This window comes from Candidatus Woesearchaeota archaeon B3_Woes (assembly GCA_005222965.1).
Taxonomy (GTDB): domain Archaea; phylum Nanobdellota; class Nanobdellia; order Woesearchaeales; family B3-WOES; genus B3-WOES.
On sequence record NJBG01000001.1, the window covers coordinates 681,857 to 704,971 of the forward strand.

19 protein-coding genes and 3 tRNA genes are annotated in these 23,115 nt (G+C 29.7%); 17 read left to right on the plus strand and 5 right to left on the minus strand.

The genetic code is table 11. The features are described 5' to 3' along the window. The first annotated feature begins 19 nt into the window (after positions 1-19). Positions 20-1,009: a hypothetical protein gene (locus CEE44_03675; GenBank protein TKJ17607.1), complete on the plus strand. Its 990-nt coding sequence runs from the start codon at positions 20-22 to the stop codon at positions 1,007-1,009. 169 nt (positions 1,010-1,178) lie between these two features. Here CEE44_03675 and CEE44_03680 read toward each other — a convergent pair whose 3' ends face one another. Continuing rightward, entirely contained in the window at positions 1,179-1,910 is a 732-nt protein-coding gene (locus CEE44_03680; protein TKJ17608.1) for a hypothetical protein, read from the minus strand. 107 nt (positions 1,911-2,017) lie between these two features. On the opposite strand from CEE44_03680, the gene CEE44_03685 reads away from it, so the two are divergent. The 10 genes from CEE44_03685 (at position 2,018) to CEE44_03730 (ending at position 13,444) form a co-directional block, all read left to right on the plus strand. Further along, on the plus strand, positions 2,018-2,791 hold the full coding sequence (locus tag CEE44_03685; GenBank protein TKJ17609.1) for a hypothetical protein: 774 nt from the start codon (positions 2,018-2,020) through the stop codon (positions 2,789-2,791). A gap of 75 nt (positions 2,792-2,866) precedes the next feature. Further along, positions 2,867-3,331: a hypothetical protein gene (locus tag CEE44_03690; protein ID TKJ17610.1), complete on the plus strand. Its 465-nt coding sequence runs from the start codon at positions 2,867-2,869 to the stop codon at positions 3,329-3,331. 64 nt (positions 3,332-3,395) lie between these two features. After that, positions 3,396-3,965 (plus strand): hypothetical protein, encoded by a 570-nt coding sequence (locus tag CEE44_03695; GenBank protein ID TKJ17611.1) that lies wholly within the window; start codon positions 3,396-3,398, stop codon positions 3,963-3,965. Between the two features lie 91 nt (positions 3,966-4,056). Then, positions 4,057-5,673: a CTP synthetase gene (gene pyrG, locus CEE44_03700; GenBank protein ID TKJ17612.1), complete on the plus strand. Its 1,617-nt coding sequence runs from the start codon at positions 4,057-4,059 to the stop codon at positions 5,671-5,673. A gap of 264 nt (positions 5,674-5,937) precedes the next feature. Then, on the plus strand, positions 5,938-9,189 hold the full coding sequence (locus CEE44_03705; protein ID TKJ17613.1) for a hypothetical protein: 3,252 nt from the start codon (positions 5,938-5,940) through the stop codon (positions 9,187-9,189). A gap of 256 nt (positions 9,190-9,445) precedes the next feature. Then, positions 9,446-10,780 (plus strand): hypothetical protein, encoded by a 1,335-nt coding sequence (locus CEE44_03710; GenBank protein TKJ17614.1) that lies wholly within the window; start codon positions 9,446-9,448, stop codon positions 10,778-10,780. After that, the gene (locus tag CEE44_03715; protein ID TKJ17615.1) at positions 10,764-12,488 is read left to right on the plus strand and encodes a hypothetical protein; all 1,725 of its coding nucleotides are present in this window, start codon (positions 10,764-10,766) and stop codon (positions 12,486-12,488) included. The genes CEE44_03710 and CEE44_03715 overlap by 17 nt, the downstream gene beginning before the upstream one ends. Position 12,489: 1 nt before the next feature. Further along, positions 12,490-13,161: a UMP kinase gene (locus tag CEE44_03720; protein ID TKJ17616.1), complete on the plus strand. Its 672-nt coding sequence runs from the start codon at positions 12,490-12,492 to the stop codon at positions 13,159-13,161. A gap of 49 nt (positions 13,162-13,210) precedes the next feature. Continuing rightward, a tRNA-His gene (locus CEE44_03725) sits at positions 13,211-13,284 on the plus strand. 62 nt (positions 13,285-13,346) lie between these two features. After that, a tRNA-Asn gene (locus CEE44_03730) sits at positions 13,347-13,444 on the plus strand. Between the two features lie 9 nt (positions 13,445-13,453). Here CEE44_03730 and CEE44_03735 read toward each other — a convergent pair. After that, positions 13,454-14,236 (minus strand): hypothetical protein, encoded by a 783-nt coding sequence (locus tag CEE44_03735; protein TKJ17617.1) that lies wholly within the window; start codon positions 14,234-14,236, stop codon positions 13,454-13,456. A gap of 196 nt (positions 14,237-14,432) precedes the next feature. Between CEE44_03735 and CEE44_03740 the strand changes: the two genes are divergently transcribed. Both CEE44_03740 and CEE44_03745 read left to right on the plus strand, forming a co-directional pair. Continuing rightward, positions 14,433-14,506 (plus strand) — tRNA-Ile (locus CEE44_03740). 111 nt (positions 14,507-14,617) lie between these two features. Next, a complete protein-coding gene (locus CEE44_03745) occupies positions 14,618-16,168 on the plus strand; it encodes a hypothetical protein (protein TKJ17618.1) in 1,551 nt (516 codons plus the stop codon). Here CEE44_03745 and CEE44_03750 read toward each other — a convergent pair. Continuing rightward, positions 16,165-18,027 (minus strand): ATP-dependent protease LonB, encoded by a 1,863-nt coding sequence (locus tag CEE44_03750; GenBank protein ID TKJ17619.1) that lies wholly within the window; start codon positions 18,025-18,027, stop codon positions 16,165-16,167. The genes CEE44_03745 and CEE44_03750 overlap by 4 nt on opposite strands. A 52-nt stretch (positions 18,028-18,079) precedes the next feature. On the opposite strand from CEE44_03750, the gene CEE44_03755 reads away from it, so the two are divergent. The 4 genes from CEE44_03755 to CEE44_03770 all read left to right on the plus strand — a co-directional run bounded on the left by CEE44_03755 (position 18,080) and on the right by CEE44_03770 (position 21,018). Then, entirely contained in the window at positions 18,080-18,421 is a 342-nt protein-coding gene (locus CEE44_03755) for a hypothetical protein (protein ID TKJ17620.1), read from the plus strand. A 31-nt stretch (positions 18,422-18,452) separates the two neighbouring features. Then, positions 18,453-18,863, plus strand: a complete 411-nt coding sequence (locus CEE44_03760; GenBank protein ID TKJ17621.1) for a hypothetical protein — start codon at positions 18,453-18,455, stop codon at positions 18,861-18,863. Continuing rightward, positions 18,864-20,078 (plus strand): hypothetical protein, encoded by a 1,215-nt coding sequence (locus tag CEE44_03765; protein TKJ17622.1) that lies wholly within the window; start codon positions 18,864-18,866, stop codon positions 20,076-20,078. A gap of 127 nt (positions 20,079-20,205) precedes the next feature. After that, positions 20,206-21,018 (plus strand): hypothetical protein, encoded by an 813-nt coding sequence (locus CEE44_03770; GenBank protein TKJ17623.1) that lies wholly within the window; start codon positions 20,206-20,208, stop codon positions 21,016-21,018. A gap of 24 nt (positions 21,019-21,042) precedes the next feature. Here the strand turns inward: CEE44_03770 and CEE44_03775 are convergent, their stop codons facing one another. Beyond that, positions 21,043-22,419 (minus strand): MBL fold hydrolase, encoded by a 1,377-nt coding sequence (locus CEE44_03775; GenBank protein TKJ17624.1) that lies wholly within the window; start codon positions 22,417-22,419, stop codon positions 21,043-21,045. Positions 22,420-22,454: 35 nt separating this feature from the next. Further along, a complete protein-coding gene (locus CEE44_03780; GenBank protein ID TKJ17943.1) occupies positions 22,455-22,967 on the minus strand; it encodes a hypothetical protein in 513 nt (170 codons plus the stop codon). Positions 22,968-23,115 lie beyond the last annotated feature (148 nt).

Here is a 23,115-nt window from a genome sequence, read left to right on the forward strand (position 1 = left end):
GATTAACTCAAAAAATAGTATGAATATATGTGCACAAATAACCGAAAGATTTATATATTGTGTGCCCTCACATATATACATGACTTACATAGAAACTATAAAAAGGAACAAAAAAGAATATTATTACCTCACAAAAAATATAAGGTTAAGCCTAACTAAGTGGAAAAAAATACGTATTTTCTTGGGTGATAAAAAACCTTCAAAAGAAAAACTAAAAAAATATGCTCAAGAAATAGAAAAAAAGGCAAAGCCATTTATAAAAAATTATACATATCTTTCAGAACATGATGCCGAAACTTTACAAGATCTAAAAAAAAGTTATAGCGTATGGCTAAAACAAATTCCAAAAAGTGTTAAGGAAAAGCTTAATGAAGATTTTGTAATAAGATTCACTTATCATAGCAACGCTATCGAGGGAAATAGATTGACTTTAAGGCAAACTGCTTTAATTCTAAAGGATAAGGTAATCCCTTCTGGGATAAGGGCAGAGGATTATAATGAAGCAATAAACGGAAAAGAATGTTTAGATTATGTTAAAAAATATGATGGAAACTTAAACACTAAATTTCTAGAAAAAGTCAATGGTATTTTAACAAAAAATACTGGTGTTGTATATGGTGGAAGAATAAGATTTTTTGATGTCCAAATTCAAGGATCAACTCATGTTCCGCCACCACATATAGAAATAAAAAAGCACATGCTCAATTTTTATAAATGGTATAGTGCAAATAAGAATAGGTTGCATCCTTTTGAGTTAGCTGCATTAGTCCATGCAAAACTAACATGGATTCATCCTTTCGAGGATGGAAATGGAAGAACCGCTAGAACTATCATGAATTACATTCTAATGAAAAGGGGATTTCCTATGTTCTTTATACCTTTTGAAAAGAGAGAGCAATATTATCAATCACTAGATATAGCAGATAAAGGAAATTATAAAGAATACATTTCTAGAGTGTTAAGATTAATTATAGATCAAATAAGGAGTTATGGGCACAACAAAAAGTAGAAAATTCCTTATATTGTGCACATACAAATATACACTAAAGACTTTTATTTTTCCTAACATATAATAAGAGTGTATCTACTTGTTTTTTAGACAACATATTAAAATCTAATACATATTTATTAATAAATCTTCGCTTAAACTTTATTCCACAAAATCAACATATAATCAACTAGGTAGTCGCTTTATTCCACAAAATCTCAAACTGTTTTCTATATCCCTCAGCTACTGCTTTGTCCTTTATTAGGACACCATATGGATTTTCTGTAAATATTGCAATTCCTACGTATTCACCTATAATCACTGTTTCTTGTAATTGCGCATATTCTTTTGAAAGAAATCGTATTTTAGTCAAAGGTTTCTTGTTCAATTCATTTCCAAAACCCCTAATAGTTTCATCAAAAACCTGTCTACATGAGATCTTTTTAGATATTCTTTTTACATGTAAATTTTTCCACCAGCTCTCCCCCATAACATCATAGGTAACTTCAGAACCACCTCCAAAAGTATTATATTCTTTTCCACCAGAATTTAACAAAGTTGTATAAAGCTGATTTATACCTCTTTTTCCTTTAAAGACTTCTGCGAAAGATATTGCCTTTGAGATTTGTTGCTTTCTTTTCAGTTCAGGAAGTATTTCATCAAACCTTTTTATTTTATCATTGATGAAATCATGAAAATTCTCAGGATTAGTAGCTTGATAGATTTTTTTCTTTCCCTCCAAAATATAACTTATTAACCCTTTGTCTATTATACTATTTAATGCTCGATGAACTACTGAATTTTGCAGTCCTGATTTTTCTAAAATTGATCCTGCTGAACTACTTCCTAATTCAAGTAAAGCAAGATATACTTTAATTTCCGCATGTGTTAATCCCAAATCTTCTAATATTGAAGTGTCCACACCCTATTATACACCATCTAATTATTTAAATCTTTCTATTTATACTCCTAAAAGAGAGGATAAAAATATAAATACTAGCGTTATGTAACTACTTTTAAGAGATTAAAATGAAAAAAAATACACTAGAAACAAGAGCAAACGGAAATATCACATATAGCTTTGCTACTCCTTATGATCCAAAAGCAAATATTTTGTATGTTAATGTTGTTCCTACATATGATTGTATGAATTCATGTAGGTTCTGTAGTAGAACTGATGCAGTAAAAGGAGAACCAAATATTTATGAACAAAAAGCAGGTGCAAATTTATATCTTCCAACAGCTCCTTCTGTAGAAAAAGTTGTAAATGAAATTGAATCCAAAAGAAAGAAAGGCATACTTAGAAAAACAAGAGAAATTGCTTTTGTTGGACTTGGTGAACCATTACTCCAGTTTGAATTAGTAAGAGATTCCATAAAAGGTATCAGAGAAAGAGGTTACAGAGGAAAAATCAGAATCGACACAAACGGTTTAGTGAAATCTTGGTATCATTCTTTTCCATTTGGGTGTCTTGAAATAATCGAAAGAGATCCTGCGAAAGAATTAAAACAAGTAGGGTTAGATGAAATAAGAATCTCTGTAAATGCAACAACTAAATATGGATATCAAAGACTTTGCAAACCACGGTATGATAACGCTTTTCAAAATCTTTGTGGATTTGTCCGTGATTGTATTGGAGAGGGAATTGAAACAAAAGCAAGTTTTGTTACTGATTTTGATGATGAGGAAATTAAGAGTAAGACTCCTGATGAATACAAAAATTTTGCAATTTCCTTAGGAATAAAACAAAAAAATATAATTCTTAGAAAATATGTTAAACCTATTAAACAAAACAACCACTAACAGTTGTTATGTGCAATATGGCTTGGCAAACAACCTTTAGAAATTTATTTAAAGAATAACTATTTTAAATATAGTATGAATACAGAGGATTTGAAAAAATTAGTAAAAAATATTGTTGAAGAAGCAACAATTCTCAAAAATAAACATATCGACTTTAAAGATATACCTATTAATTATGCTTGCATTTTTTCTCAAAGCGAAAAAGAATATCAAGAATTATTGGAAATTTCACGAAAAATTGGAACTATGATTAAAGAAACGCCTTCTGGTTTTCTATTTCATATCAGTCCTCTGGAGACAATTTCTGGAACTTTGAAATTATTAAAAATCCGTTTCCCTGATTCTACTCGACCAGAACGTGGTGATGCAGATTTTACAATTTCCAATTTTTCTAGATTTGAGAAAAAATATCTATCAAAAAAAGGGTTTAAATTAATAAAAAAAGAAAATTTTTACATGATTGAATTGATGGATCCAAAATTCAATGTGCGTGCATATTTTTCAAATCCTCCTTTAGATTTACAATTAAATATTAAATAACAATTTTCTGATTTTCTGAGATTAAACAGAAAACAATATAAACTATTAACCTCCACTTAACAATATGTTTATAACACCAAGAGAAGTAATAGATATTATCATTATGACCCTTGCAATAGGGTATATTTTCTCAACAATCATTAAAAGAGAACCAACACCTGGTTATGATCCTCTAAAATACTATCAAAAAAATCAGTTATGGGAAAATATAAAATTTGGTGCAATGATTGCAGCACCTGCTGTTGTTTTGCATGAACTAAGCCATAAATTTGTTGCAATGACCTATGGTGCAATAGCAACACTACACGCACCATTAGGTTGGTATCTTATAGTCATTATATTAAGAATCCTTAATTTCCCATTAGTTTTCTTTGTAGGAGGCTATGTAACACATACCCCTTTACCACCATTTGAATCAGCAATGGTGGCCTTAGCAGGCCCATTAATGAATCTAATACTTTATGCAGGATTTACATATGTTGTCAAATACAAAATAATTCCAAAAAAATATTTTAGAATGGCCTTAATATCAGCAAAACTAAACATGTTCCTTTTAATTTTTAACATGATTCCAATACCTGGATTTGATGGAAGCCACGTATTCTCAGGTTTGTTAACATATTTCGGATTATAGATTTTAAACACCAATAATCTTTAAATATAATAATTTTTTTTATTAATTATGCACACTTTTAATTCTTTAAAGAAAGTAGAGGAATCGTATTATGGTTAAATATATCGTCGTAGCAGGAGGTGTAATGAGTGGTGTTGGCAAGGGTGTTACTACAGCTTCTATTGGCAAAATACTGCAAGAGTATGGATATAAAACAACAGCAATAAAAATAGACCCTTATATTAATTGTGACGCTGGAACACTAAGACCAACAGAACACGGAGAAGTATGGGTCACAGATGATGGAGGGGAAATTGACCAGGATTTAGGAAACTATGAAAGGTTTTTAGATATAGATATTCTCAAAAAAAACAATATTACAACCGGTCAGGTCTATCAGGCAATAATAGAAAAAGAAAGAACAGGAAAATACCTAGGGGAAACAGTACAATTTATTCCCCATGTTCCAGAAGAAATAAAGAAAAGAGTAAGAGAAGCTTCTGAAGGATATGATGTTTGTTTAATTGAAATAGGCGGAACAATAGGAGATTTTGAAAACCTCCCCTTCTTATTTGCAATGAAAAGCCTAGAAAGAGATTTAGGTAAAAATAACTTAATCTACATCTTAATAACATATCTTCCTATTATGGGCCATCTAAAAGAAATGAAAACAAAACCAACACAACAAGCTATTAGATTATTAAGCGAAAACGGAATATTTCCTGATTTTATTGTTTGTAGAGCTGTAAACCCTTTAGACGATGTTAGGAAAAAGAAAATAGAAACATACGCTAATATAGCTTCAAAATATGTTATCTCAGAACCAGATGTTAAAACAATATATGAAGTACCTCTTGATTTGGAAAAAGATGATTTAGGCAAAAAAATACTTGAAAAATTAGACCTAACTCCTAAAAAAACACCAGATTTTAAAGAATGGTCTAAGCTAGTTGATGCTATAAGAAATCCCAAAACAAAAAAGAAAATTGCTATAATTGGCAAGTATGTTGATATTGGAGATTATAATCTAATAGATTCTTATTTGTCAATAAACCAGGCATTAATCCATGCCAGCAGTTTATTAGATGTTGGGGTAGATATGGAATGGATTGACAGTAAAAAACTTGAAAATGATGAAAAAGAAGTTGAAAACCTGAAAAATTATGATGGAATAATTGTTCCAGGAGGATTTGGAACAAGTGGAACAGAAGGAAAAATAAAAGCAATTGAATTTACAAGACTAAACAATATACCTTTCTTAGGATTGTGCTTAGGAATGCAATTTGCAGTAATAGAATTTGCAAGAAACGTTTGTAATCTAGAAGGTGCAAATTCAGTAGAGATAAATCCAGACACAAAACATCCTGTTATAGATATGCTAGAAGAACAAAAAGAAATTCTTTATGAAAGCAGATATGGAGCATCTATGAGGCTTGGATCTTATCCAGCAGAACTAAAAAAAGACACAAAAGTATGGGAATTATATGGAAAAAAAGACAAAATACACGAAAGACACAGGCACAGATATGAAGTAAATCCAGAATTCATACAACAATTAGAAGAAAAAGGATTAGTATTTTCAGGTGTTTCTCCTGACAGAAAACTAATGGAATTTTTAGAACTACCTGATCATAAATTCTTTGTAGCAACACAATCTCATCCTGAATTTAAATCAAGATTCGGAAAATCAGCACCTTTATTCTACGGATTTCTTAACTCCATGTTGTAAACTTATTGATTACCCCCTTATTAGAAGATTATCAATAATAAACTATTGATAATCTTATGTTAAGTTCAATTGTGTTTAAGTTCCCTCTTCTTTTAGAAAAAGAAGCAAAATGGGGGAGTTCAGGTACTACGTACATGTTGCATTTTACTTCGTAAAATCTATTTATCTAAAAATAGATATTTCAATCAAAATTTTATTCCAATAATTGATATGAAGAAGGTATTCCAGTAAAGTTTATTAACAAATAAAATAACCAATTCTATTATGACTACAAATTCAAAAGACGAAATAAAAATGTCACCTAAAACATTTTATCGTTCAAGAAGACCGCAATATTTTTCAGATTCTAAAGTAACTATAAAAAATGAACTTCCAAGAGAAATTTTAGCTTATGAATTAGAAAAAATTACTGCAAATCAAAAAGAAAATGAATTTGAAAGTTTATGCAGACGACTGGCTGAAAAATTAATTTGTCCTAACCTAATTCCTCAAGTCGGTCCTACAGGAGGCGGAGATGGTAAAACTGATTCTGAAACCTATCCTGTCTCTCCAAATATTTCTGACAGATGGTTTATTCCAGAAAAAGGATGGGATAATAATCAAAAGTGGGCATTTGCTATAAGTGCAAAAGAAAAATGGAGAGATAAAGTAAAAAGTGATGTTAAAAAAATAGTTGATACCAAAAGAGGATATACTAAAATATTTTTTATGACAAATCAACTTGTATCAAGCAAGAAGAAAAAAGATAAACAAGATGAATTAAAAGATGAACATAAAATTGAAGTTATTATTCTTGATAAAGAATGGATTTTAGAAAAAGTGTATGGTAATCAATTAATTGATATTGTAATAAATAGTTTAAATTTGACTCAATCTTATTCAAATAAAATAGAAGAAATAGGGTCTAATGATTCTTTAAGAAAAGAAGAATTAGAAGAAATTGAAAAAAATATTAATAACCCAAAATATTATGAGATTTATGATTTTCAATTAGTTGAAGACTCAATTAGATCTGCAATTTTATCTAGAGAATTAGAAAAACCAAAAGATGAAATAGAAGGAAAATTTCAAAGAGCTGAACGATTTTGTAAAAAAGTAAATCTAGATAAACAATGGCTAAGAATTTACTATCAAAAAGCGTGGACTTTTTTTTGGTGGTTCGAAGATTATGAAATGTTTATTGAGAATTATAAACTTTTTAAAACATTTTTGAAAGATACAAATCAAATATTAGATGTAGAAAATTATATGAATTTATTTAATCTTCTTAGAGTTTGTTCTTCTAAAGTTGATTTAAAAAAGATCGGTATTGATTTTAAAAAAGAGAAAGAAAACTTATTTGTTTTTATTGACAAAATTGAGAAAGATAAAGAAAGACCGAATTCTCAACTTACTGCCAAATCTTTTAAACTTATTATTGAGCTAACTGATAGTATTACTAGTAAAGGTGATAATTTAGACTTACTGCTTACTGAAATCAAAAATGTGCTAGTAAAAAGTGAAGATTATATTGAATTTCCATTCGAATCAACAAAAAATATTATTCAAGAAATAGGAAATATTATTTCTGATTTGAAGGAATATGATGAATTAATCGATATTTTAGTTAATATTTCTGAAAAACGTAACTCTCAAAGAGCAGCAGGTTTAATTTACTTTGAGAGAGGAAGACAATATTTCTTAAACGAAAAATACAACTCTTGTATTCAATATTTTGGTAAAGCTATTGTTAAATTATCTAAAGAAGAATCAAATGAGGAATTATTATATTTAATTTTTAGAGCTTTAAGTGAGTCATATAAAAATATGGGGCTAATATGGGCTTCATATAGTAGCAATGTTATGGCAACATATTATTCATTGAAACCATTTTTTAATAAACAAAGATTAACTAAAAATGCAATTAATTGTCTTAAAGAAATGTGCTACATTGAATTAAAGATAGGAAGATTACCTTTGCTATTTTCATGGTATGAAGCATATTTTACCCTAGCAAAACAATTTAATATAAGAAATGAAGAAGATATAAGTTTTGGGGATGACTTAACCATAATAGATGGTTGTTTAGGGGTTAGGTTATTAAATTCAAAATGGAATCGTATTAAAACACAATCATTATTACCAGATGTATTGGAAAATTTAAATCTGTGGATGTCAAGAAAAGCATTAATATATTTATTAGGATATGAAGACTTGATCTGTAAGGAAAGTAATGATGACCAATTTGCGAAGGGAGAAAATCTAAATGAGTTTTTTACAAAATGGGCGAACCAACCATTCACCGAAGATATGGTTTATAGTACTGAATTTTATAATGGTGAAGATATTACTTTAAAGTCAAAGGTTCTTGGAATTGAATTAGTTATTAATATTAAAAATGATTCAGATTCCATTCTTTATGCAGAAATGATATTAAGTCATGTTGAATCATTTTTTGCTACTAGTTTAAACAAAATATATCCTAAAAAGGATAAAATTAGTATTAATCTCATATTAGAAGAAAATGATAAATCGGTTTCATTCAAATCAAATAATAATGGTAAATATAATTATGAATTTATAATTGATATTTCAAAAATTAACAAATCTAGTGAAAAAAATACTTTGCCCGATGAATTAAAATCATTCATTATAGATTTATTTTCTAAGCATTTAATAATTGATAATGTTGAAAAATATTTCAAAGACCTATTTGAGCAAGAAGAAGTTCAAGAAAGAATTGCTTTTAGCTACAATCATCCTATAATTATTAAAAATATTTTAGGAGAATCACCTAAATTTCATTTGAAAAACTGGACAGAACTCAGTAAATTAAAAAAATATGATTTAAAGCGTAAAGAACCAATTATATTTACAAATAAAAACGAAGATTCTTCAACATCTAAAAAAATTAATGACTTAAGTAATTTACGCCATGATAATCGAAAAATGGTCTCATTTATTAATATAGATTTATGGGATAAAGCTAAATGGGAGGGAGTAGGTTTAGGTTTTCATCCTAAATTAGGACCTTTTATTGCAATCTGTTTTCAAGACATAGCAATTGGAAAACAAATATTTAAAGAATTAATTGATAAAATTGGAAAGACAGATACAAATGAGAAACTTCGTCTCTCTATAATTAGAGGTACAAATAAAAAACATCCTCATTGGTATAAAGTTCATTTAGGAACAAATTTAAATAAATTTGAGTTTAAAGAAAAAACATACATAACTGCTTCCAGAATTCACGAGATGAATCCTTATAATGATACAAATATTAAAAATTTTATTGAATTATATAGGGAACATAAAGAATATTATTTAATGCCTGGGAAGATGTCGCTAGACAAAAAAGGAGTTGAACCATTTTTCGAATTAGGAATTAAAAAAAAGGAATTAAATATATCCTTTGCTTGGAAGATTGATAGAAATAATCCTGATTTGGTAGTAATTCGAGAAGGTGATGAACCTTATATTCCTGATGATGTTAAGGATGCACCCGTAAACGATTTATTAAAAAAAATCAAAAAATAATTCTTTTTTATACTTGTTCTTAATGTGTCGCTTCGCTCTTTTGAAGGAACTGAACTCCCCCAGTGCTACGCACATATAGTCTTGACTTTGTCAAGAATTTATTGGAACTTAAACACAACTCTGCGGACGCAGTTTTCCCACACTTTGTATTGTAAAAGAACTTAACAAGACCCAATGTTAGACAATATAACTCCTTCTAATGCAGCAACGCATTAATTACGAAACCTTTATAAAATACTTATTTATTTCAGTTGATATGGGGGAAGAAGAACAGAAGAAAGAGGAACATGCTGAAGAAGAGAATTCTATTCATGAAACTATTGAAGAACCTAAATCAGAAGAAGATATCTATAAGAAAGAAGACAGAAAAGAAATGGTGGATGATGCTGAAATAAGTCCTGAAGAAGAAGGATTTATGAAAGGTTATGATAAAGCAGATGAAGAAAAACCAGAAGAAAAAGTTGAAGAACAACCTAAAAAAGAACTAATCGAAGAAAAAAAAGAAAAACAAACAAAAAAAGAAAAACATAAAGAAAAAGTAAAAAAAGAAAAAAAAACTCTAAAACAAACAATAAAACACTTATATGAAAAAAAATACAAAAAATTACTAATCATTCCATTCACTTTACTAATACTTTCTTTAATTCTAATAGGAATTCAAATAGCAACAACTGGAGATTTTATAAGAAAAGACGTAAGCCTAAGTGGCGGAATAACAATAACAATCCAATCAGATAAAGACGTAAATGTTCTTGATATTAAAGATTATTTAAACAATCAATTCCCTGATTCAGAGCTATCTGTTAGAGGCCTAAAACAAACAGGAAGACAAATCGGATTAATAATTGAAGGAACAGAAGATATTGAATCAGAACAAATAATTACTTCTCTAACTTCAAAAATAGGTGAATTAGAAAAAGATCAATACAGCGTTGCTGTAATGGGTTCTAGCCTAGGGGCAAGCTTTTTCAGAGAAACAATCAAAGCAATATACATTTCATTCCTTTTTATGGGCATTGTTATCTTCTTATATTTTAGCAAAGGAACCAAAATAAAAATAATATCAACATTTCTTACTCTTATTGCAGCTATGTTAATGTTTGGTGGAAGCCACTCAACACTAAAAAGTGTAATAGCATATCTTATTGGAATAACTCTACTTGTAATTTATTTTAAAAAAAGCATTCCTAGCTTTGTGGTTATCCTTAATGTTTTCTCAGATGTCATTGTCACACTAGCCATAATAGACTTAATTGGTATGAAACTATCTACAGCAGGAATCGCAGCATTCCTAATGATTATTGGTTATTCTGTTGATACTAACATATTATTATCTACTAAACTTCTCAAAAGAAAAGAAGGAACAGTTTTTGAGAGGCTTATTGGTTCTATGAAAACAGGATTAACAATGACACTAACAACATCAGTAGCAATAATTGTAGCACTTATGTTTACACAATCTAGTGTTATACAGCAAATAATGACCATACTATTTATTGGATTGATAGTAGATATGATATATACATGGCTGCAAAATGCAGGAATCCTAAGATTATACTTAGACAAAAAAAACAATGAAACACAAAGCTAAAAAAATATTCAAGAATTTAAGAGTAATCATAACTTTAGTAGCTATTGTATTAGCAATAGTTGCTATACATCCTTCTACAGCTGATGGGGTCACAATAAGAAGTGTTAAAACAAATAGTTCTGCTTCTATAGCAGGGATTGTAAGTCCAAAACCAACAGCTCCCCCAACAAGCAAGGAAAGAATAATATCTATGAATAATGTTCCTATTAATGATATTTCAGATTATCATGATTTTGTTAAAGATTTACAACCAAATAGAACAGTTCAGGTAAAAACAAATGTAAAATTTTACAGACTAATCACAAAACCAAAACTAAACATAACAATACTCAGTAAATTAGAACCAAAAACAATTCAAGAAACAATTCAGGTTAATGAAACCATCAACGAAACTATAACCTTATTAAATAAAAAAATAAACAAAACAATCTGGGTTAACAAAACAACTAGCGAAGTTATTGGCACAGAAGATCTTGGCTTATCTGTTTATAATTCTCCATCAAATAATATAAGAAAAGGTCTTGACCTACAAGGTGGAACAAGAGTTTTACTAACACCAGAAGAACCAATAGACCAAGACAGTATGGATATTCTACTTGAAAATATGAAGTACAGGCTTAACATATTTGGTCTAAGCGATGTTGTTGTTAGAGAATCAACTGATTTATCAGGAAACCAATATATATTGGTTGAAATAGCAGGAGCAAACGAAGACGAAGTCAAAGAATTAATGGCCAAACAAGGCAAATTCGAAGCAAAAATATCAAATCAAACAGTGTTTAAAGGTGGACAAGACATAACCTATGTTTGTAAATCAGCAGATTGTTCTGGTATTGACCCAAACAGACCATGTGGTCCTTCAGGCGAAGGATGGGTATGTAGATTTAGTTTCTCAATTGCACTAAGTCCAGAAGCTGCAAGAAGACAAGCAGATTTAACATCTAATTTAGAAATTATATCTAATGAAAATAATGATGAATTCTTAAGCGAAAAACTCCAATTATACCTAGACGATTCTTTAGTTGATGAACTAAATATTGGAGAAGATCTAAAAGGACGAGCTGTAACAGACATTCAAATATCCGGTTCTGGGGCAGGCAAAACTCAACAAGAAGGAATTTTTAATACTCTTGCAAATATGAAAAGGCTTCAAACAATACTAGTAACAGGAAGTTTACCTGTTAAACTAAACATAGTAAAAACAGATAACATCTCACCTAGTTTAGGAGAAGAATTCATAAAATCAGCTGTGACAATTGGTTTGTTAGCAATACTATCTGTTTTTATTGTTACAACATTAAGATATAGAAAATTAAAAATTACAATCCCAATCGTATTAACTTCCCTTATAGAAGTAACTCTCTTATTAGGAGTTGCAGCTGTTATTGGATGGAATCTAGACTTAGCAGCTATTGCAGGTATTATAATTGCAGTGGGTACTGGTATTGATCACCAAATTGTTATCACAGATGAAACTATAAAAGGAGAACAAGCTAATATTTATGATTGGAAAAAGAAAATAAAAAACGCATTCTTTATAATAATGGGTGCCTATTTCACTACAGTTGTTGCAATGCTTCCTCTGATATCTGCAGGAGCAGGTTTGTTAAAAGGATTTGCAATAACAACAATAATTGGAGTTAGTATAGGTGTATTTATCACAAGGCCAGCATATGCTGCTGTAATTGAAATATTGCTAAAAGAATAAAATGAAAACAGTTGTTTTATCATTAGGAGGATCATTAATAGCACCAAAAGGTGTTGATTATTCTTTCTTAAAAAAATTCAGAAAACCAATCCTAGATTTTATAAAAAAAGGAAACAGGGTTATAATTGTGTGTGGTGGAGGAAAAACCTGTAGAAAATATATTAATGCAGCTAGCAAAATAACAAAAATATCTAATGAAAATCTAGATAGGTTAGGAATCAAAGCTACTGAATTAAATGCAGAGCTTGTCAGAGTTATTTTTGCTAAATATGCATATTATAAAATTGAACAGGATTATCATAAGAAAAATCTTAAATTTAAAATACTTCTAAGTTGTGGATATTTACCTGGATCTTCATCCGACTATGATGCAGTTATGTGGGCAAAGAACTATAATGCAGATTACTTAGTTAATATGACAAATGTAGATTATGTTTATACAAAAGATCCAAAATATAAAGATGCAAAAAAAATAGAAGCACTTGACTGGAATACTCTACAAAAAATAGTTGGAACTAAATGGAAAGCAGGTTCAAACTTCCCTTTTGACCCTATTGCTACAAAAATAGCAAAAAAAGCCAAACTAAAACTAGCGTTTCTAAATGGAAAAAACATAAAAAACTTTGAAAAATTCCTTAATGGAAAAAAGTTCAAAGGAAGCATAATTTCTTAACTACCAATAAGAAATATTTATAAACACTATTTCTATCCTCCTATTTATGGTGGCCATGGTGTAGTCTGGTTAGCACCGGAGATTGTGGATCTTCGAGGGTGGGTTCAAATCCCACTGGCCACCCTTTCTTATAACTCATTTACTAACGAAACCTTTTTAAACAACTTTTTAATAACAACTATTATGCCTCCATAGCTTAGTAGGTAGAGCGTGCGACTGTTAATCGCAAGGTCGGCAGAAACGATATAAAAGTCGTTGTCGAATTCAAGTCTGCCTGGAGGCGCTTTTTATTTTACACATGAGAATCTATAATTTTTTTACCATCTAATATTGCAATTCTATCTTTTATATTGGTTTTAGGAGGGAGATGACCAAATTTTTTCCAGACTTCTAATTTTGTTAGTTGATTACTATTTGTAAATCCAATTTCATCCATCCATTTTTTTAGTCCTTTTTTACCATTTATTTGAAAATAATATGATTGATATGCCTTATCTCTCCTTTTTTTCATTCTTTCTCCATGATGAACTTTAAATCCCATATCCAACAAGAGTTTTATTATTGAATCATTCACTTTTTTATTTGATGTTTGATGATCTATTACAGGGTAATAATTAAACTTTTTATGTCTATTTTTAAAAACAAGTGAAAAATCTGTATCGGCCATCCCTCTTAAAAATGCCCTTTTAATAGTCATATTAGCATTTTTAATTATGTTAGGGACATCACAATTCTTTTTTGCACCTATTGGTAATTGGCACACACCATTTAAGAAAAAATGTATAGCTTTAGATGAAAATACAATTTGAATTGTATTGTGACCTTTACTTAATTTAACTTCTTTATTGAACAATAATTTAACTAATTTGGTAAGATAAGTGTCATACCATTCATACTCATTAACATAGTGACCATTGTAACACATTCTATAATCTTGTGGTTTTTTATTTAAATGACCATCTCCTAAATGAATCCCTATGAAATGGGCGAGGTGTTCATCTAATTTTTTAGGAATTTTCACACCATTTTTAATATCATTATTATTAAATTTAACTTCAGATAAATTCAAAATCATTTAAATCACCAAAAAATCTTTATTTTAGTTAATAATATGTAAATGATATATTATTTAAGTAGTTGACGTGTCCGTGACAAATGGCAAATGAGAATTCATAATTTGGTCATTCCAATATTTTTTATTTAAATAATTTTTAAACTGAATTTTGGTAAATTTTATAAATGGTTCTCAAATCTTATTCTATACTTTCATTGACCCTGTAGCATAGTCTGGTGGTGCGTTCGACTGATAATCGAAAGGTCCGGAGTTCAAATCTCCGCAGGGTCATTCTTAATTTCAAATTCTTAGAAAAATTATGCTCAAAAAATTCATCATAACCACTTCTAGAACTTCTAAATAAACCACTATCTATTTAAAGATATTAAATATTTTAATTTAATGAATCAAAAAATAAAAACACCAACAAGCGATTCTACAATTAATCTAGTTCTAGATACTCTCGAAAAAAACAAACAAACAATTATTTTTGCTAATACAAAAAGAAGTGCTGAAAAAACAGCAGAAGATATAGCAAATAAAATAAAAAAACAAGATATAGTATTAAATGAACTATCAGAAGATTTTCTTCATTCACTTTCGAGCCCAACAAAACAATGCGAAAGACTAGCCAAATGTATAAAAAAAGGCGTTGCATTTCATCACGCTGGATTAGTTCATAAACAAAAAGAACTTATTGAAGATAATTTTAGAAAAGGAAAAATAAAAATAATTTGCGCAACACCCACTCTAGCATATGGTTTAGACTTGCCAGCTTTTAGAGTAATCTTAAAAGATTTAAGAAGATATGGCCACAGAGGATTACAATTTATTCCTGTTCTAGAATACCTGCAAATGGCAGGCAGAGCTGGCCGTCCAAAATTTGATAATCAAGGTGAAGCAATAATAGTCTGTAATTCAGAAGAGCACAAAAAAACAGTAACAGAAAGATACATCAATGGCTCTCCAGAATCAATTGAATCAAAATTAGCAGTTGAACCAGTACTAAGAACATATCTATTAAGCTTAATAGCAACTAATTTTGTAAACACAAAACAGGAGATTTTCTCTTTTTTTGAAAAAACTTTTTGGGCACATCAATTTGAAGATATGGAAAAATTAAATTTTATAATTGAAAAAATACTTAACATGTTAATAGACTGGAACTTCATAACTACTGAAAATAAAGAAGATTTTCAATCTGCAGATGATTTAGAAACAAACAAATACAAACCAACACTAATTGGCAAAAGAGTAGCTGAACTCTATGTTGATCCACTAACAGCTCATGAAATAATTAAAGCCCTAGATAAAAAAAATACACAACTTAACTCTTTCTCATTCCTCCATCTAGTATCAGGAACATTAGAAATGAGACCTTTACTAAGAGTTAGGGTAAAAGAATACGACGATATCCAATCAGAATTACTAAAATTCTCAGATAACCTGCTCAAATCAGAACCAAACATATATGATTTTGAATATGATGATCATCTAAACAGCGTTAAAACAGCCCTAATGCTGGAAGAATGGATTAATGAAAAATACGAAGAATATCTATTAGAAAAATATGCGATAAGACCAGGCGAATTAAGAGTCAAAATACAAATAGCAGACTGGCTTTTATACACAACAGAAGAACTCTCAAGAATACTAAAACTGCAGCCAATAATAAAAGAAATCAAAAAACTAAGATTTAGATTAAAACACGGAGCAAAAGAAGAACTTATACCATTGTTAAAACTAAAAAACATAGGAAGAGTCAGAGCTAGAAAGATGTTTAACAACAGAATAAAAAATATTGCAGATGTAAAAAAAGTAGATTTAACCAAATTAGCACAACTAATTGGAAAAACAACAGCTTTTAAAATTAAAAAAGAAGTTGGGGAAGAAGTACCAGAAGAAATAAAACCAACAAAAAGAAAAGGCCAATTAAGCCTAAATAAATTCTAACCCTTATTAATTTTCTTTAAAATTCTTTCCTTACCATTCCAAACTAAAGCATGCTTAAGAACTTCCTCAACTTTTTCCACAGGTATTATCTTTATCTTCTTTAATTTATCAGGATCAATTATTATATCTCTTAAATTGCTCTTAGGCACAATAACATTCTTTATTCCAGCTTCTAAAGCAGCTTCAACCTTAGCACTCACTCCTCCAATAGGCAGCACATCTCCCCTAACAGATAATGAACCAGTTAACGCAGTGTCTTGTTTTATAGGTATCTTCTTCAAAGCAGAAATAATAGATATTGCTATGGCAATACTTGCTGAATCTCCTTCAACACCTTCATATGTTTGTAAAAACTGAACATAAATATCATACTTTTCTTTTATATCTTCACCAAAATATTTCTTAATAATAGCAGAAACATTTTTTACAGCCTCTTTTGCTATTTCACCCAACTTTCCTGTTGCAATAATCTCTTTTTCTTTTCCTCCAGGTGTTACCTGAGATTCTATTGGCAGTATGATTCCAGAATAAGTATCTTCACCCCCCATAACAGCTAATCCATTAACCCTTCCAACCCTCTTACCTTCTGTAACAATAACTTCATACTCTTTTTTCCTTTCAATATATTTATCAGCAATCTGCTTTTCTAAACTCCTTGAAAGCTTTTTAGCATCTTCTATGTGATTTTTCTGAACAAGCTTTTTATTATCTTTAACAGCAACATCACCAGCAGCCCTAACAAGCCCACCTAATTCTCTTAACCTTAATGTTAAATGGCCTTTTCTATTAGCCATCTTTTGAGCTTCTCTAATTATCTCTTCAACAGCATCTTTACTAAAATGAGGTATTTTTTTATCCTTTTGAACCTCTTGTGCAACAAATACTCGTAATTTCTTTCTATTCTTTTCATTATCAGGCATAGTGCTTTCCATATAAACTTCATAACCATATCCCCTTATTCTAGATCTTAAAGCAGGATGCATATGCTTTAGTGTTTCATAATTTCCTGCAGCAATTAAAATAAATCCACATGGAACAGGTTCTGTTCTGACCATTGCTCCAGCAGATCTCTCAGATTGACCTGTTATAGAAAATTTACCTTCTTGTAAAGCAGATAACATCTCTTGTTGTGTTGCTGTTTGCAATGTCGCAATCTCATCTATAAATAATACACCCATATGCGCTTTATGGATCATACCAGCTACAACTCTTTCGTGTGCAGGAGTACCCAATCCTCCTGATTGGAATGGATCATGAAGTACATCTCCTAGTAAAGCACCAGCATGAGCACCAGTAGCATCAAAAAAAGGAGATTGTTTTTTATCAAAATTATCAACTATTACTTTAGGAGAGTGTGACTTTCCTTCAGGCATTCTTTTGCTTAAATTAAGATACAAAACAAATATACCCAAAAACATCATACCCCCAATAAAAAAAGCAGCAAACATTACATCTGAATTATACTCTTTTCTAACCCACCAAGGAGTTATCATAGATAATACAACCAATATAAACAACAAAACAGTTTGATTTTTAACAGAACCAAAATTCTGCATCTTTGATTTACTAACTGTCTCACGCCCTTTACCAGCAGGCAAAGTTCTTATCAAAGGAGTATTTTCATCATTGGGATTTGGAAACGCAACAATATCAACCAACTTTTCTTTAGGCAATAATTCAGCTAAACCAATTCCTAACATAGATTTACCAGTACCTGGCTCACCTATCAAAAGAACATGCCTACGTTGTGCTGCAGCTTTTCTAATTATATTCACAGCACTATCCTGCCCAATAACCTGATCAATAATCTTTTTAGGAGTCTTTATCTCAGCTGTTGATTTAAACTTAAATTTAGCCATCTTGTTATATAAACTATAAATGTTTAAAAAGCTTTGTGTTAATCATAAGGTTATGAAAGAAAAAACACTACTTAAAATAGCATTAATAGTATCTCTAATCGGAATATTAATCTTATTATTTATTTCAAGCAAATTAGAAGTTAATGAAAAAACTATTTCTAATATAGATGAAACAGATATTGGTTCAAGTCTAAAAATAGATGGAGTTATTACAAATATAAGAAAAACCAATACAATCACACTAATTGATATTGCTCAACTTGAAGAAATGAAAGTTGTTGTATTTAACAAAGAAATAGAGTTAAATAAAGGAGATTACGTAGAAATCACAGGAAAAATAGAAGAATATAAAGGTTCAACAGAACTAATTGCTGATAAAATTATTCTAAAATAAAAAGTTTTAAATACACTCTAATCCTAAATAAATAAAAAAGAGGTGTATAGTGTTACTTCATAGAGAGCCAGTTCCAAAAACAAAACTTACATTTGGTCAGAGATTATCAGATAAAATATCAAAAGTTGGTGGAAGTTGGGGATTTCTAATATTCTTATCAGCTTTTCTAGCCACTTGGATGATGTTAAATGTAGCTGGTTTTTTTATATGGCATTGGGATCCCTACCCATTTATCCTTCTTAATTTATGTTTATCGTGTTTAGCAACCTATCAAGCACCAATCATCTTGATGGCCCAAAACAGATCTGCTGAAAGAGATCGTCATCAAGCTGAAAGGGACTATGCTGTAAACAGAAAAGCAGAAAGGGAAGTAGAAAAGATGCAAAAAGATCTAGATGAGATAAAACAACTAGTAAAACATCAACAAAGAAAATCAAAATAAATGTTCATATACATCATCTTAGCAACAATTCTAGGAATTCTATGTGGTGTATTCACAGGCCTAATACCTGGTATTCATGTTAACCTAATAAGCCTTTTACTATTAAGCATGTCTGCTTATTTTCTTCAAATAACCAACCCATTAGTTATATCTGTATTTATAATTGCAATGGCAGTAACACATACTTTTCTAGACTCAATTCCTTCAGTATTTCTAGGAGCACCAGATGCAGACATGGCCCTAAGCGTTTTGCCAGGACATAAACTTTTACTAGAAGGAAAAGGCTATGAAGCTGTTAGACTAACTGTTATTGGTTCTTTGTTATCTTTGATAATTGTTTTATCCATTATCCCTTTTATGATACCAATAATTCCAATCATTTATGAATTTATTCAACCACATATGGGTTATATCTTAATTTTTGTTGTCTTCTATATGACGATAATCAAAGAAAACACAATAAATCACAAATTATGGGCATTAGTATTATTTTTATTATCAGGAATTTTGGGTTTAATAACTTTAAACATGCCTAATTTAAAACAACCCTTATTTCCTTTATTATCAGGATTATTTGGAACAAGCGCATTGCTTCTTTCCCTAAATCAAAAAGTTAAAATTCCAAAACAAAGTGTATCAGAAACAATAGATGTTTCTAAAAAAAATAAGATAAAAGCAATTTCAGCAGCTGTTTTTTCAGGAAGCTTAACAGGATTATTTCCTGGATTAGGATCTGCACAAGCAGCCATAATTGGAATGCAATTAGTTGGCGAAATAGGAAATTATGCTTTTATGATTTTAATAGGAGGTATTAACACAGTAAACTTTGTTTTTAGCCTAGTAACTTTGTACACTCTACAAAAAGCAAGAAACGGAGCAGTTGTAGCTGTTTTAGAAATTATAGAATCAATTGATATATTCCAACTAATAACATTATTAGCTGTTGCATTAATTTCAGGAGCAATTGCTGCTTTTTTGGCATTAAAAATATCCAAAGTTTTTGCAAAATATATTGTAAAAGTAAATTACAAAATCCTTTGTATATCTATAATTCTTTTTATTGCAATGATATCTTTTATATTTGGACAATTTATAGGATTATTAATTCTAATTGTATCAACTGCAGTTGGATTAATAGCGCCGTTAATCGGAATTAAAAGAAGCAACGCAATGGGTTGTTTACTTTTACCTGTAATACTATATTTTATTCTTTAATATCTTTAATAATAACCTTTTATAAGTAGTAACAAAACCAAAAGATTTAAATACCACCAAATAACTATATTTTAAGATAATTTAAACATATATCAAATATATAATCAATAAAATAAGAGTGTAAAAAATGACTCAATCAGATAAACCAAAAAAAAACTTAGAAGATCTAGCTGAATTAAAACACAGAATTGCGCAAACACCTGAATGGGAAAAAGTACGTAAGGCTCAAGCACATACCACAAGGTTAAAACAATTATTTGAAAGGAGATTATTTTCAAAAAATGGTTCTAAATTTAGGAAATTTGATTGGTTACAAGATACCTATGATAGAAACATTATCACTCATTTAGATAATGCCGTAACTAATTATAATCAAGCACTGGTTAATCATAGAGCTGAGCATGGTGTATCACCAATTCCAATCTATCAATTACATGGAGTTCAGGATGAGAAGAATCTTGGATGCCGCATTGAGCACCAATATAATGATGAGAGAGGTCGTTCTACATTAGCTTGTGTACCACCAAAAGACTTACCTACAACAAGACCAGAAAATAGAAGAAGTATATTCACTAATGAAAGAACTATTGTGGAGGAAAAAAGGGGTGTTATATCTTTATGTGGGTTTTGTGATACCCCTATACACTATGATTGGAAAGATAGAGAATCTAGTAAACACTTTAGTTATACTTCACCTTCTTTTAAGGGAATTGGTTCTTATATATTTGTTTGTGGAGAAGAATTATGTACTGATATAGCAATTGTAAATTATATTGAAAGCATTAGTTTTTTTAATGAAATTAAGGATATATTCAAAAAAGTAATACAAGGAGACCAAACAGATGTCCAATTCAATTATAACACACATCAAGCTTATGAAAGATTATTAGCAAATTGTACTGGTGGTAGAAGACTTGATACCAATTCATTAAGTGAATAGTTTTATAAACAAATAATTCTATTTTTATAAAACAATCTTCTCGCCCATACTAGGAATATGGGTTTTCATTCCCATCTTCTGAACTTTTTTAGAAAAAGAAATAGTACTTTCCTCATCACCATGAACAACAAAAACCTTTTTTGGTTTAGGTGAAAAATGGTTTAGCCAATTAAGTAAGCCATTATAATCAGCATGTCCTGAAAAACTATCAATAGATTCAATTTTTGATTTTACCATTAATTCTGTTCCTAACAATCTTACACTCTTTTCCCCTTTTTTAATCCAATAACCCAAAGTTCCTTCTACTTGATAACCAACAAACAATAATGTGCTTTTAGAATCCTCAATATTATTTTTTATATGATGTTTTATTCTGCCTCCTGTACACATACCAGAACCAGCAATAATTATACATGTTTTTTTAATAGTATTAATCTTTTTTGAATCATCTACTGTTTTTGAATAAACCAAACCAGGAAAAGTAAATGGATTGTCTCCACTTTTTAAAAGAGCCTTTAACTCCTCATCATAACACTCAGGGTGTTTTTTAAAAACTTCTGTTGTCTTTATTGCCATAGGAGAATCTATAAAAACATTCATAGGAGGCATAAGTTTCTTTTCAACAAACTCATTTAGATTATACAATAATTCCTGGGCTCTCTCAATTGCAAAAGAAGGTATCATAAGTTTGCCTCCTCTTTGATGAGTATCTCTAATAACTTCTAAAAATTTATTTTTTCTCTCTTTAATAGGAGAGTGAAGTCTGTCTCCATATGTTGACTCAATAAATAAATAATCTGCTTTTTTAATAACTTCAGGATTTCTAACAATAGGACTATCAATATGCCCTAAATCTCCTGAAAACACAATAGTTTTTTCTTCTGCTTCTAATTGAATAAAAGACGCACCAAGTATATGACCAGCATCATAAAATTTTGCAGTTACACTCTCATTAATCTTAATAGGTTTATCATATTCTACTAATTTAAACAAAGTCATAGCTTTTTTTACATCTTGCTCAGTATAGATTGGTTCTCTAGGTGGTAATCCATCTCTTGCTCTTCTTCTGTTTTCATGTTCAGTATCATGCAAGGCAATATTAGCAGAATCCATCATCACAATAAAAGCTAAATCTTTTGTAGCAGGAGTTGAATAAATTTTACCCTTAAACCCATGTTTGACTAGTTTAGGAATCCTGCCACAATGGTCTAAATGAGCATGAGTTAAAAGCAAAGCCCCGTATTCTTTTGGGATAAAACCAAAATCATCATAATTTAGTTTTGTCATTTTCTTAGGACCTTGAAACATTCCACAATCAATAAGAATTTTATCTTTCTTTGTAATTAAACTATAACAAGAACCAGTAACTGTTTTAGCTGCTCCAAAAAGTCTTATTTCCATAATCCTCTATAATAAATAATATTATATATATCTTTCTACTTATCTTCTATTAAAAATCTTGGAAAGAAATTCTTTTTATACGCTTGATAAAGAGGAATACCTTCTATTTGTTGTATTAATAATGCAAATTCCTGTCTTATCTTCATCTCTATCTTTCTTAATTCTCTCTCATTATTTGCCTCTATTTCTATCTCTAAATCCCACTCTCCTAAGGTTTTGACAACTCCAACTACATGAGGATGTATTTTTAGATAATCAATTAACTCATCCTCTAATTCAGAAGATATATTATGGTATTTTATTGTTAATAGAGTTGAATAATAACCAACATCCCTTAAATTCAACAGAGGCTTAAACTTTCTTATAATTTTTCTTTGTTGTAAATTTCTTATCCTGTTTATTATTGTTTTAGGTGTAAGATCAAGTTTTCTTCCAATATCAACAGAGTTCTTTCGTGCATCTTCAGCCAATTCATTAAGGAGTTGCATATCAACATCATCTACTATTTCTGGTTTTCTATCTCCTCCCACAATTACCTGAGAAATCATCGCTGGATTTTTGAAAAAATATTTTCTCCCAAAATTTCTTATAACAATAGTTGTTAATACTGTATAATTTTGAATCTGTTCTGGAAATTTTTGCATTATCATTCTTAAAGTTTTATTGAATTGAGATGGATTTTGAGCCAAAAAAGTG